Source organism: Fervidicoccus sp., from assembly GCF_049967375.1.
Lineage (GTDB): Archaea > Thermoproteota > Thermoprotei_A > Sulfolobales > Fervidicoccaceae > Fervidicoccus > Fervidicoccus fontis.
Genome location: NZ_JBMFSV010000013.1, coordinates 18156 through 31334, shown reverse-complemented (window position 1 = coordinate 31334; position 13179 = coordinate 18156). Strand labels below are relative to the sequence as shown.

13 protein-coding genes, 1 tRNA gene and 1 pseudogene are annotated in these 13179 nt (G+C 35.1%); 7 read left to right on the top strand and 8 right to left on the bottom strand.

Annotation, left to right across the window (positions count from 1 at the left end):
• Positions 1–218 precede the first annotated feature (218 nt).
• Positions 219–293: transfer RNA gene (locus tag ACP5SL_RS03670), tRNA-Thr, on the bottom strand.
• A 425-nt stretch (positions 294–718) separates the two neighbouring features.
• Between ACP5SL_RS03670 and asnB the strand changes: the two genes are divergently transcribed.
• Both asnB and ACP5SL_RS03660 read left to right on the top strand, forming a co-directional pair.
• Positions 719–2644, top strand: coding sequence for an asparagine synthase (glutamine-hydrolyzing) (gene asnB / locus ACP5SL_RS03665; RefSeq protein ID WP_428228199.1), 1926 nt, complete (start codon positions 719–721; stop codon positions 2642–2644).
• A gap of 177 nt (positions 2645–2821) precedes the next feature.
• Positions 2822–2980 (top strand): annotated as a pseudogene (locus ACP5SL_RS03660) (RNA-guided endonuclease InsQ/TnpB family protein); the annotation flags it as partial.
• A 47-nt stretch (positions 2981–3027) separates the two neighbouring features.
• Here the strand turns inward: ACP5SL_RS03660 and ACP5SL_RS03655 are convergent.
• The 7 genes from ACP5SL_RS03655 to ACP5SL_RS03625 all read right to left on the bottom strand — a co-directional run bounded on the left by ACP5SL_RS03655 (position 3028) and on the right by ACP5SL_RS03625 (position 8689).
• On the bottom strand, positions 3028–3819 hold the full coding sequence (locus tag ACP5SL_RS03655; protein ID WP_428228198.1) for an SDR family oxidoreductase: 792 nt from the start codon (positions 3817–3819) through the stop codon (positions 3028–3030).
• A 61-nt stretch (positions 3820–3880) separates the two neighbouring features.
• Positions 3881–4945 carry an NAD(P)-dependent glycerol-1-phosphate dehydrogenase gene (locus ACP5SL_RS03650; RefSeq protein WP_014557968.1) on the bottom strand — a complete coding sequence of 355 codons (1065 nt, stop codon included), beginning with the start codon at positions 4943–4945 and terminating at the stop codon, positions 3881–3883.
• Between the two features lie 121 nt (positions 4946–5066).
• The gene (locus ACP5SL_RS03645) at positions 5067–6026 is read right to left on the bottom strand and encodes a DNA cytosine methyltransferase (protein WP_428228197.1); all 960 of its coding nucleotides are present in this window, start codon (positions 6024–6026) and stop codon (positions 5067–5069) included.
• Complete coding sequence (locus ACP5SL_RS03640; RefSeq protein ID WP_428228196.1) at positions 5998–6561, bottom strand: transcription factor; 564 nt, start codon at positions 6559–6561, stop codon at positions 5998–6000. Before ACP5SL_RS03640 ends, ACP5SL_RS03645 begins: the two co-directional genes overlap by 29 nt.
• The gene (locus tag ACP5SL_RS03635; RefSeq protein WP_193803984.1) at positions 6533–7120 is read right to left on the bottom strand and encodes a tRNA (cytidine(56)-2'-O)-methyltransferase; all 588 of its coding nucleotides are present in this window, start codon (positions 7118–7120) and stop codon (positions 6533–6535) included. The genes ACP5SL_RS03640 and ACP5SL_RS03635 overlap by 29 nt, the downstream gene beginning before the upstream one ends.
• A complete protein-coding gene (locus tag ACP5SL_RS03630; RefSeq protein ID WP_014557964.1) occupies positions 7087–8115 on the bottom strand; it encodes a GTPase in 1029 nt (342 codons plus the stop codon). The genes ACP5SL_RS03635 and ACP5SL_RS03630 overlap by 34 nt, the downstream gene beginning before the upstream one ends.
• A gap of 67 nt (positions 8116–8182) precedes the next feature.
• The gene (locus ACP5SL_RS03625) at positions 8183–8689 is read right to left on the bottom strand and encodes a multiprotein bridging factor aMBF1 (protein WP_148683636.1); all 507 of its coding nucleotides are present in this window, start codon (positions 8687–8689) and stop codon (positions 8183–8185) included.
• Between the two features lie 98 nt (positions 8690–8787).
• Here ACP5SL_RS03625 and ACP5SL_RS03620 point away from each other — a divergent pair, with 98 nt between their 5' ends.
• The 5 genes from ACP5SL_RS03620 to ACP5SL_RS03600 all read left to right on the top strand — a co-directional run bounded on the left by ACP5SL_RS03620 (position 8788) and on the right by ACP5SL_RS03600 (position 13163).
• Complete coding sequence (locus ACP5SL_RS03620; protein WP_014557962.1) at positions 8788–10062, top strand: proteasome-activating nucleotidase; 1275 nt, start codon at positions 8788–8790, stop codon at positions 10060–10062.
• A gap of 265 nt (positions 10063–10327) precedes the next feature.
• Positions 10328–11347, top strand: a complete 1020-nt coding sequence (locus tag ACP5SL_RS03615; protein WP_014557961.1) for a GTPase — start codon at positions 10328–10330, stop codon at positions 11345–11347.
• A gap of 10 nt (positions 11348–11357) precedes the next feature.
• Complete coding sequence (locus tag ACP5SL_RS03610) at positions 11358–11795, top strand: translation initiation factor IF-2 subunit beta (protein WP_014557960.1); 438 nt, start codon at positions 11358–11360, stop codon at positions 11793–11795.
• Between the two features lie 15 nt (positions 11796–11810).
• Positions 11811–12122, top strand: a complete 312-nt coding sequence (locus ACP5SL_RS03605; RefSeq protein ID WP_014557959.1) for a DUF424 domain-containing protein — start codon at positions 11811–11813, stop codon at positions 12120–12122.
• Positions 12123–12152: 30 nt separating this feature from the next.
• Entirely contained in the window at positions 12153–13163 is a 1011-nt protein-coding gene (locus ACP5SL_RS03600) for a 60S ribosomal export protein NMD3 (protein WP_014557958.1), read from the top strand.
• Positions 13164–13179 lie beyond the last annotated feature (16 nt).

Below are 13179 nucleotides of genomic sequence, written 5' to 3'. Positions count from 1 at the left end.
ACTTCTAAATATGCTCCTCCAACAGATCTAGCACCTTCATAAGTCATATCAGCAAACAACGAAACAAAGCTTAGAATCAGAAATACTCGAATTTTTTTGTCTATTTTCAAAAAAACACACCTCTTTTAATGGAATAAAAGAGCTCTAAATTAATCGTGGATTATTTATTTTTCAGATAATAAATAAATGATAAATTTTAATTTATTCATGAAATTTTAAGCCGCGGCCGGGATTTGAACCCGGGACCTCTGCCTTACCAGGGCAGCGCTCCACCAGGGCTGAGCTACCGCGGCTCTCATCTTGAAGTTTAAGAATTTCAGATTATTATTTTTTATTCTACAATAAACAATGTGTCTCAAAACTTTTTATTTTAATTTCTACAAACTGAAAGCCTCGCCTTTTAAGGCGGGAGGACGTCAGAATTTTGTCAATAATGAGACTATATGTATTCAGAATCGGGCTAAGCTTTATTCTATGATTTGTTTTAGGGTTAAGTCAACTAAGGGGTTGGATTGTATTTCTCTGAGCAATTTAATATGCAGGAATAGGTGGATATGTTTAAGCTAAAAAAGATTCGTGGCTCACAAAAAGCATTTCATTCAGTTTTCGTTCTAAAAATTTATATAACATGTCTTTTTTAAAATAAAGTAAGATATATTAATCTATACAGATTTTTCTGCATCGTTCGAATTAATTTTACCAAAAGGGAAAAAATGTTATGTGTGGAATTATTGGGATATATAGCAGAGATGGAATAGACGTAGATATCATCAAGAAAATGAATGACATGATTAAACATAGAGGCCCTGATGATGAAGGCTATTTTATTCTAACCGAGAATCTACAAAGCATACATGCAGTTGGTAAAGATTCACCCCTATTTGGAAAGTTTGATGCAATTGAAAGCATAAAAGGAAAAGCTAAGGTTGCGCTCGCAAATAGGAGACTTTCTATTATCGATGTTAGCGAAAAGGGACATCAGCCTTTATTTTTCGAAAATTTTGCTTTGGTATTGAATGGAGAAATATACAACTATAGAGAGATAAGAAGAGAGCTTGAAGATAAAGGTTACAATTTCTATGGGGATAGCGATACGGAAGTTGCTTTAAAAGCTATTGCAGAGTACGGTTTCGATGAAGCACTAAAAAAGTTCATAGGAATGTTTGCGGTCTTGGTTTATGATAAGGCGAAAAACACCCTTTATGGAGCAAGGGATAGGTTTGGAATAAAACCCCTTTTCTATTATAACGATGAAGAAAATTTTTATTTTGCATCGGAAATTAAGGGATTCTTACCTGTAGTTGAGCTTAAGCCAAATAAAGAAAGAATGGCTGAGTATTTGCTTTTTAAGAGGAAAATTTCTGAGAAAACGTTCTTTGACGGGATAAAGCAGATCCTTCCAGCATCGTATTTCATCCTTAGCAAAGATGGATTAAAGATCGAGAAGTACTGGAATCCAAGATACGAAAGTACGTTAAATGCTGGGAATAATGAAGTTGAAAAATATGTAAAGGCATGGAAAGAAAAGTTTGCCGAAAGCGTTTCGCTTCATTTGAGGAGCGATGTTCCCTTAGGATTTGAGGTTAGTGGAGGGATAGATTCTACAAGCTTGGTATCTATATCGAAGGAAATGCTCGAGAAGAGCGTAGTAAAGGAACGAGGGTTTGATCTCAAAAACATAAAGCTCTTCAACGTGAAAATAAAAGAAAATGTGAAAATAGACGAGTCCTCGATTGCTGAGAAGTTTGCTGAATACTTAGGACTTAAGGACAACCTCATAGAGATCTCTGTTTCGCCTCAAGATTTTCTATCAGAGCTCGAAAAGATAATTTATTTCGAAGAAGAGCCTCCAGAAGGCTTGAGCCCTATATTGCACTGGTTTTTGTCTAAAGAGGCTTCAAAACATGTGAAAGTTCTGCTTAATGGACAGGGAGGAGATGAGCTTCTAGGAGGATACCATGCATATATTCCTTTATATATAAAAGAAGTGCTTAGGAAGAAGGGTGTCATATCCGCTATAAAAGAAACCTGGAAACTGAGATACTATATATTTGACAAGGCTAAATATGCGTTAAAAGTTTATATCGGAAAAAGAGAAAGTTTAGGAATGAGCTTGCTCGGGAAAGATTTGAAAATGCATAATAGTAGGGATAGCATCTCAATTCTGAATGAGGCTTTATATAAAGACTTAACTGGAGGGAGACTTGCGGAAATTTTGAGAGTAGAAGATAGGAATAGTATGGCTCACAGTATAGAGATAAGAGTTCCTTATATTAACCATATACTTGCAGAATTTACATTATCTATGCCAGAAGATTTGAAGATCAGAAACGGTTATACTAAATGGATTCATAGAAAGGCAATGGAAGGATTGGTGCCTAAAGATATACTTTGGTCGAAGAAGAAGCTTGGCTTTCAAGCACCAGAATACGAGTGGCTCATATTGTTAAAAAAGAATTTTATTGAAGTGCTTTCCAATTCAGAGCTTGTAAAGGATGGCTTTCTAAAGGCTGATGCGGTAAGAGGGCTTATAAAAAATGTGGAAAAAGAAAAAATAGACAGAGAGCTTTCTCGATTTTATTGGAGAGTTTTCTTACTTGAGGTTTGGTATAGAACTTTCTTTAAGCACAAGCCCCAGTTCTAAAGAAACCTACTATTTAATCTACAGCTTCTTATAAAAATATATGGAAAATTTAGATTTATTGCTCTTTTAGGAGCGGATACTCTTTAATTTTGGGGGTTAAAGAAGCGAAAGTCCCCTTCCGTGAGGGAGGGGATGTATAGCCCCCTTATAAAAATTTTTATAACTATCAAAAAATAAAATATTCTTCGTGCAGGGTCGGGACTGCCCTTAGAGCCTATGGACGGGAGAACTCTGCTATACATACCCTTTTCTGAGAGAACGTATAGTAAGTTTCCTGGAAGAAGCAGGAAATCTCCATCGCGCGATGGAGATGCCCCGTCCGTAAGGGCGGGGTAGTTCACGAATTAAAATCATAGAAAGGAAATAAAACGAAGTTATAAGGATTAAATCGACCTAAGTACTCCCCCGTCCACTGGAATAAAAGCGCCTGTTATATATGAAGAATAGGGACTTATGAGAAAAGCTACAGTATAGCCAATTTCTTCTGGCTTTCCTAACCTTCCAAGAGGTATCTCCTTTGTCATGTCATTAAGCACTTCTTCTATTGTTCTGTTCTCTCTTTTTGCTCTGTCAGAAGCAAGTTGCAGAGATCGTTCCGTTTCTATATGTCCTGGAAGGACTGCATTGACTCTAATTTTATACTGCGCAAGCTCTTTTGAAAGCGTTTTTACGAGTCCATGTACGGAGATCCTTAACACGTTGGAAAGAGCAATATTAGGTATAGGCTCTTTCACAGCAATACTTGTTAAAAATATCATTGAAGGGTTTTTAGATTCCTTTAGAAAAGGTATGCTTTCTTTAGCCAAAACTATTGCTGAGTTTATAAGTAAATTAACACCTTCTTCCCAATCATCATAATTTAGCTCATTAAAATATCCAGGCTTTGGCGGACCCGTTACGTAAACTAACGAATCTAGACCGCCAAGGGACTTTGCGGATTCTTTTACTAATCTAATAGCTTCGTCTTTATTAGAGATATCAGCAACTATTCCCTTAGCATTGTTTTTATACGGATATTGCAGTTTTTCAATAGCCTTTATAACACCTTCTTTACTTCGTCCGTTGATTACTACTTTGGCCCCGTTTTCCAATAAAACCTTAGCTATTCCGAAACCTATCCCTCTGGTTGAAGCAGTAACTAAAACCTTCGTGTTGCCTATATTAAAAGCACTCATGTCTGTTTCACTTATCTAATAGTTTGCAAAATACTATTTTTAACTTCATATATTAATTTTACTAGGAAATTACGCCCGTATCTCTCGCTAGCTTTTCTGCAGCTTCCCAAGTGAGCCCTCTATCTCCTAATATTGTATATCTTTCAGGCCTAATTTTATGTGCTATCGTTAAGGCTTCTATAATGATATTTTCTGGAATTCCTAACTCTTTAGCCGTTGTAGGAGCACCTACTTTCTTTAAAACTCTCCTGACTTTCTTCCAATTCATTCTGTGAAGCTTTGACATCATAATTGTACCCACACCCGTTTGTTCACCATGTAAGGCAGGTTTTGGAGCAATTTTATCCAAGGCATGGCTGAAGAGATGCTCGCTACCGCTTGCTGGTCTTGTAGAACCTGCAATTCCAATTGCGACACTACTGCTTATTAATGCTTCTAATACAATTCTAGTAGCTTCAACATCGGTTTTTGAAATTATATCGCTGTATTTTATTATGTGCTTTGCAGATAGTAGAGATAAACCTGCAGCGTAGGAGCCGTAATATTCATTTCTTAATAAGTGAGCTAATCTCCAATCTGAGACGGCAGTGAGTTTTGCTATGGCGTCACCTGCTCCAGCGATCAAGAGTTTTCTTGGAGATGAGGAAATAATTTCCAGATCAGCTATTACGCAGATCGGCTCAACTGCTTTTACCGAAGTGCTCCAGCCTCCTCCTTTAAGGCTGGCAAATGGACTTGCTATACCATCATGACTTGCAGAGGTCGGTATGCTTATAAACGGAATGCTAATTTGACTTGCTGCATATTTAGCTAAATCAATACTTTTCCCTCCTCCGAATCCTATTATTAAATCAATACTTTTCCCTTTGGCATCACTTATTATTTGTTTTGCCTCCTCGATGGTGGGGCTTTCCGATTTTTTTATATATAGCTCGAGTTCTTTACTTTTCAGTCCTTCCTCCAACTTCTTTCCATACGTGTCCCATACATGAGGCCCTGTTACAACGTATACCTTTTTAATATTCTTGCTTAAATTTAACGGAAGATATTGGATTATATCTTTAAGCAAGTCTTTTCCTATGACAACTCTTTTCATAAGATCAATTATATGAACGTCTTTTTCCATTTAAAAGTTACACCATGTTAAGTTGGATATTGATATTTAAATAATTCTATATTTCGTCAATAAATAATTTAAATTTCTATGAGAAAAGAAAAAATAAAGCCCATAAAGAAACGAATACTGCTTAGAAGTTTTTTATTAGAAATGCCGCTATTGCTTTAGAAAGGGTTGGAGGAACGCTTTCGCCAATCATGTTATACTGTTCATCTTTTCCTCCAAGGAAAACATGTTCGTCTGGATAGCCCATTAGCCTTGCTTGCTCTCTCACGGTGATCAGCCTATTTTCTTCCGGATGCAGAAATCTACTACTTCCTAGCACTGTAGGCGCAATTCTATTACCTTCAAGTCTTATCATGTTTGGTAGAACTCTGCCGCCGTGACCTTCATATCTAATCAAAGCTTCTCCAGGAGATATCTTTGAAACTTTTCTCTCTTTTTTAAAACTCAAATTTGTCAAATCATGATTTGGGGGAAAATTAGGATTAGGCGATGGGAGTCCTTCTAAAGCTTCAGCAACCGTTACTTTCTTGTTGCATTTTTCTGGTTTTATTTCAATGTTAGAGACAAATATCCTTGTCCTTTTGCTTGGAGTGCAGTATTCTTCAGCCTTTAATATATTAAAATAAATTTCCTTATATCCCGATCGCTCAGCTTCTTTTTCAAGTGCATCCTTTAGCCCATCTTCAAGAATAGCAGGAACATTTTCCATTATCCAAATTGAAGGCTTCAATTCGCCAACTATGCGGAAAAAACTTAGAGTTAAGATTCCCATAGGATCCGAATATAATCTATCTAATGGTTTATTCATCCTTTTTTTATTAGCAGCAGTATAAGGCTCACAAGGGGGGCTTCCAATTACAATATCTGGAGCTCTACCAAGGGCATCAAGTATATCTTTACCACTTACTTCTTTTATGTCCTCAGCAATCACAATTGTCTCAAGGAAGTTATATTTATATGTTCTTGCTACGTTTTTTTCATTATCTATAGCTATTTTTACTTTAAAACCTACGTCATGGAACCCTCTGCTAAACCCTCCACCACCACAAAAAAGATCAACTACCGTAATTTCTTTCGGATTCAATTTTAATTTCTTCCTCCAGCTTCTTTATATATTTCTGAAGAAATTCTTCATATTTGCCTTTTTGGGTAAATTCTAAAGGTTCATTACAGATTTTACACCTAAAATCATTTTCTAAAGCCTCATCAAACGTATACTCTCTTCCGCACTTTTTACAGTAATAAATTCCAACTTTTCCTTCCTCGGATGCAGCTTTCTCTTTTAGCTTTTTAAGTACCTCCTTTTTTCTTTCAAGTAAGGTTGCAGCCAGCCCTTCCCAGTTTATTTTCCAATAGTATATGTAGTAATTTGTTTTTTCATCTCTTACTCTTCGATATACAACTACATTGATATCATGTAGCTTGTAGAGCAGCTTTCTAACGAGGTTTTTGCTCATGCCAAGCTTTTCCGATAAAGTGTCCTCCGTGGCTTCGGAATTCTCTTTCGCTAAAAACCTAAATATCAAAAGTGATGGATTAGTTGCCATTTTTGAAATGAATTCTTCAAGAGGATCATTCGGGACAACATTTTCAGGCATCGTTATATTTTTCCTTCTCATCTTTATTTCCTCCGATACTAATAACTTTTTTTCCTGATGCCGAAGGTTCAATTTGAACTTTGGCATCTTCAAATTTATAATATAGTTCTTGTCCATTATATAGTCTATCTAAAAAAATTGCAAGTGCAGCAACTTCACTATGAGGCTGATTTCCAACTGAAATATTGAAGTCTGCTATTTTGTAAATTTCTCCAGGCACTTTTTCTGAACCTATTATTATAAGTACGGGCTTCCCTGCTTTTTTTATTCCATCAATTTCTCTTTCAAGCTCAAGTCCGTACATAGTTAGGTGAACGATAACGCCCTTCATATAATTTCTCCAAATACTGATGTAATCTTTATAGCTTAATCCGCAGGACACCAGCTTAAATCCTCTTCCCCACCTTTTTTCAACAGATAATACATTGTCCATAACGCTCATGTCGCAAACTTCAGAAAGAAAGTAATAAGATGCTCCAAATGCTCTAGCAACTAAGGCCGTGTGGGTGGTTATCCTTTTATCTCTTTTTGGTCTATGTCCTAACCTTAATACGCCTGCTTGCGGTTCAATGCCTTCCATATCACATTCACCATTTCATCTATGCCAAGTCCTTTTTTAGCGCTTACTTTTGCCAAGCCTACAAACATTGGAAAAACACTTTTGCATGTTTGGTAAAGCTTAGCCCTTTTTTCTTCAATATCATCCCTACCTGTTTTTTCAACTTTATTTAAAGCTACAACTATTGGTTTATATAGCGATTCTATATTCGAAAGCGTAACGCTTGCTTGTTTAACTCTTTCTTCTATTAAAAAAAGATCTTCGGTAGAATCTAATAAAAGTAAAAGGACATCTGCTTCTCTTATTTCTTCTAGTGTGCTATAAAAAGCCTCAATTATTTCAGGAGGGACATTCATTACAAAGCCAACTGTATCAATAACGAGAAATCCCAAATTAGAAAGAGATACTTTAGGCGAAATAGTTGTAAAGGGCTTATTGCTCGTTTCTTTATTAGAACCAGTAAGCAAGTTGAAAAGGGTGGTTTTTCCCGCATTCGCATAACCTATTATTGCTATTAAAGGCAGTCCAGATACCCTTCTTCTCTCTCTTAATATATCTCTTCTAATTCTAATTTCTTCTAGCTCTCTTCTCGTTTTTGCTACTTGTCTTCTAAGCTGTCTATAGTATTTATCTATAGCATAAGTACCTCCTGCCAAAAAACCAGGCAACTCTCCTCTTTTTGAATTGTTAAGCACTTCTCTCACTAACGGTAGCATATGTCCACTTCTGGCAAGGGATATTTGAAGCTTTGCTTCCTTTGAACCAGCGTTTGATTCAAATACTTCTAATAATAGCAATGTCCTATCTATAACATCTGCCTTAGTTGCTTTTATTATATTTATTTTATCTCTTGGCGGAAGTTCAGGCTCAATGAGAATTACTTCAGCTTTGACTTTTTCCTTCTTTTCAACTATTTCTCTAAGCTTATAATCGCTTATTAAATATCTACCGCTATTTTTCCTAATAGTTACGCTTTCTTGAATATCAAGACCAATTAGCACAGATAGGGTTTTCATTTCTTCTATTATATAACTGGGAGATTCTCTGCCAAAGACAAAAACAGCATTTTTCTTCAGAACCTAATTACCTCCGTTTTTTAAGATTTGCTACATCTCCTAAAGTTAATTCGTTAAGTGAAGCTTCTTCAGACTCTTCCTCTTTCTTTTCTTCTATAACTGGTTCTAGAAGTTTGATTCCTAGCGCCTTTTCTAGCCTTTTGCTTAATTCTATAGATGGCCTCAGCCTCCCTTGTTCTATCCTCCTTAAGACGCTTTCTTTTTCCATGACTTTTTGCGATAAGGCGAGCAATGTTAAACCTAGCTTTTCTCTTGCGTTCTTTATTTTTATGTAATAATCATCGACCACTTCGTATTCTATTTCTTCTTTTTTCTTCTTTTTTTCCTGCATCTTCGGCTTTTGGATTTGAGAGTTTTTCTTTTCATCTTCAGCATTTACTTTAGAAGTGCTTTTTTGTATTTGCTTCCTATAGCACTTTTCACATACTGTTAGAGAAACGCCATCTATATTTACCTTATATGCCCTTCCTTCTATCGGTGAGCCACAAAGCTCACAGTATAGTGCTTCTGGCATTTTTAGCACCCGCTATATCCTACTATATTTAAACCAAATGCAAAAAATATAACTTTATTAGTCTATTATAAATTTGGTAATGGGGGTTAATTTTTATCATGGAATCAGCCGACGACATTTCGAATGCCAATTCTACAAATGTTTTGGCACATATAAAATATTTAGAAGAAAAGTTGAAAGTACTGGAAGAAGAAAAAGCTAGGCTAGAGAAGGATATAAATAGCTATAAAGAAGAGAAAGAAAAATACATAAAATATCTAGAGGAAAAAATAAAGGAGTTAGAAGAAGAAAAGCTTATGCTTAATAGAGAAGTTAAATATTATAAGGAAGAAATGGAAAAGCTTTTAGCTCCACCTCTAATCGAAGCTTCGGTGCTTGATATACTTCCTGATAAAAGAGTGGTTGTTAGAAGTAGTACTGGTCCTAACCTAATAGTTACTGTAAGCGGAAATATATCAGTAGATCAGCTCCTTCCAGGTACAATCGTCGCAATAAATCAGAGAGGTTCAAGCATAGTAGAGGTCCTTCCACAGAGAGAAGATCCTTATGTTAAGGCAATGGAAGTTATTGAGAGACCAAATGTAAAGTATAAAGATATTGGCGGTTTATCGAAGCAAATACAGGAAGTGAGAGAGACAGTTGAGCTTCCGTTAAAGAAGCCTGAACTGTTTAAGAAAATAGGCATAGAGCCACCAAAAGGGATTCTTCTTTACGGTTCTCCAGGAACGGGCAAGACCATGCTTGCTAAAGCTGTAGCAAGTGAAACAAATGCAACTTTTATTAGGGTTGTTGGAAGCGAATTTGTTCAGAAATTTATTGGCGAAGGCGCAAGAATAGTTAGGGAGGTTTTTGAATTAGCAAAAAGGAAGGCTCCTGCAATTATATTTATAGATGAAATAGATGCTATAGCAGCAAGAAGGATAGACATAGGAACAAGCGGGGAAAGAGAGGTTCAAAGAACAATGATGCAATTGCTTGCCGAAATGGATGGATTTGATCCTTTAGATAATGTAAAGGTAATAGCGGCAACCAATAGAATTGACATTTTAGACCCGGCTATACTTAGGCCTGGAAGGTTTGACAGGATTATAGAGGTCCCTCTCCCTGATAAGCAGGGAAGAATTGAGATATTTAAGATTCACATTAAAAAGATGAATGTAGAGAAGAACTTAGATATAAGGAAACTCTCGGAACTTACTGAAGGATTTGTCGGGGCCGACATAAAGGCTGTCTGTGTAGAAGCGGGATATAATGCTATCAGAGAAGAAAGGGATTTAGTTACCATGGAAGATTTCATTAAGGCAATAGAAAAAATTAAGGGAAGAAAGAAAGAAGTTGAACCCGAAGTGCCACAAGTTTCCACGGCATATTAGCCTAAAATCTTCTTTTATATTTTAATATTTTATTTCATTTTGATAGGAAAAATATATAAAAATTGAAAACCTTCATCCTTAGCAACGAAAAGTACATATTCATATTTATAATCCCGCGTTTGGAATAGATATTATAGTTAAAACGATATAAAGCTTTAATTTTATTTTGTATCGTAATTTCTTTGAATTTAAAAGAAAAAATTGAAGCAGATTACAGCCTCAAGATAAAAATGAATTTCAATACGATTGAGGGAGATAAAGAATTATGCCTGGAGATAAAAACGAGGATAGTATAAGCGAAATCAAGCATATTCATTTGCCTGAGTATGAAGAAATCTATAATAAAGTATATAGAAGAGTAGGGAAAATTATCGCGAAGCAAAAAACTCTTAAGACTTCATATGGAAGAGAAAATGCAATAGAGCTTCTCAATACTGCATATAATATAATAAAAGATAAAATCGAGGAATATGATAAACTTTACAAGCTTATTTCTAAGAACGAAAAGGTGAAAGGATATTTATTGATTGTTTTAGGAGAGGATGCTATAAATAAGTTAAAGAAAGCATCTTATCTCAAATATAAGCTCAGTCAAGTATACTCTCTAGCAAAAATAGAGATGCTTTCAAGCGATGATAGAGATCTTAGGAAAAAAGGAATAAGAGCGGCATCCCGTCTTATTTCTCTAGTTAAAAGGAACAAAAAGCTCCTTGAAGATATAATTAATATAAAAAAAGAGTTACAATTGATAGCAGATACTGGCGAGTTTCCACCTATAGTTATAGTTGGACCTCCCAATTCAGGAAAGAGTACATTAGTACAAAAAATCGCTGAGTCGAGAACTATTGTAGCTAGTTATCCATTTACTACAAAGGAAGTAGTGCCTGGAAGACTGAAAGCATCTCAATTAATAAATTTAACTGTATTAGATACTCCTGGAATCTTAAGGAAGAACTTCAGTGAAATGAATATAATAGAGAGAAGGGCTTTCGCTACTTTAAAAATATTCAATGGAGTTATCGTATTTGTCATGGATCCTTCTAAAGAAAGCACGATGAACTTAAAAGAGCAATTAGAACTAATCAAAATGTTCAGGGTAGAAGTGCTGAACGTAATAGTAGCAGTAAACAAGGTTGATCTCATAGAAAACTTTGAGAAAGATGTTATAAGAAGTGAACTTGAAAAAATAGGGGTATATGACATATTTTTTATAAGTGCTCTAAACAATATAAACATAGGAGAGTTAGTAGAATATTTAAAAGAAAAAGTATTGCAGAAAAGGTGAATAAAGAGCAATGGAAAATGTTGATGATAATTATTTTAAAAATTACCAGAACCTTTTAGAAAGACTTTACAAAAAAGTCCCTGCTCCAGCAAGTAGTGGCGAAAGGTTTGAACCACCTAAATTAATAGCGCATCAAATGGGCAATCAAACGGTAATAAGGAACTTCAGAGAAGTTGCAGATAAGTTGAGAAGAGAACCTGAACTTTTGGCAAGATACTTCTTAAAAGGATTGGCAACCTCCGGAAATTATGACAGAGAAAGTGGCACTTTGTTGCTTAACTCAAAGTTGAACGTTGAAACGCTGAATAATATACTTAACAAATTTATAGAATCATATGTAATTTGTCCGACATGTGGCAGGCCAGACACTGTTATAATAAAGAAAGGAAAAATATGGATTCTGAAATGCGAGGCTTGCGGTGCAGAGGGACCAGTAAAACCATTTTAATGGTGTTTAAAAAAGGTGGAATGCAAAGGATTTTCGCTTAAAGTTTTTTATAATGAGAGGAGAAAATTCGTTCTTGTTTGCGATTTCGAGTTGCTAGGAAAAAAATTTGTTGAAGGGCATTACATTCTTGATGTAAGCAGAGAATATTATGAGGGCGAATGCGCTAATGAAGAAGAAGTAGCTGTTCAAATAAAAGATGCTGATTACGTTTCTTTAATAGGAGATCAGTCTGTTAAATTAGGAATAAATGAAGGATTGGTACATAAAGATGCTATTGTAAAAGTTCAGGGAGTCCCATTTGCTATTTTCATAAATACCTTGACGTGATATTGTAGATAAAGAGCGGGGAAAATAATTATGAGAAAAATATGCCCTATATGTGGCAGAGAGGAATCTAAAAATCTCCCCTTTGTTGGAGGAATATGTGTTGAATGCTATTTGAATAAAAATCCTTTAGAAATAAAGGCTATTACATTAAATAAATGTAAGATATGTGGAAAAATTCGGTATAAAAACGATTGGATTTTCGCCAATGAAAACTTTTATTCCGAAATTTTTGCTAAGGAAGTAGAAAAAAACAATAAGAAAAAGTTTATTCAGTTTGGACTAGATCTTAAAGCAGTACCATATAAAGAGAAAGTTTTAGTTACAGTACAGAATGAAATAGGAAAATATGAAACTTATTTGGATCCTATCATAGATTATAAATTTACGATATGCCCTCAGTGTTTGGCAAGAAAAGCTGGAAGCTATGATTCAGTTATACAAATAAGGGGAACTAATAAGTTAGACTTTGAAGATAAAAAAATTATAATGAATTTAATCGAAAAATTGCCTTACGATCTTAAACAGCATATAGTTACAATAACTGAAAATAAAGATTGGATAGATGTTGAAATCGTCGGACATGAAAAGGCCAGACTTATAGCTTCATTTTTATCAGAGAAGCTTGGAGGAGAAACAAAGCAGACTTTTAAGCTTATTTCTACGAAAAAAGGCGAAAGAAATTCCAGGCTTACAATTTCGCTGAGAATAGACAAAAGAAGAGAAGTTGGCGAAATTGTAGAGCATCAAGGGTCACCTGCAGTAATTATTGAAAGAACAAGCAGGTTCTTAAAGCTATTTAAGCTGAAGGAAAGAAAGGAAATAAAACTTGACCTAAAAGAGATAAGGAAAAACGTGAAAACCTTTGAAGGGGAAATAAAGAGCGTAACTGTCCAAGCAGTTCTTCCAGACAGAGTTATAGTTATAGATGATAGCTACAACGTTGACAACATATCATTCCAAAATGTATATGGTGAGCCAAGTAAAGGAGAGAAAGGAAGAATTGTGTTTACTGAAAATGATTTGTTTTTAGTTATTCCATAAGTTTGAGTTAGTTATA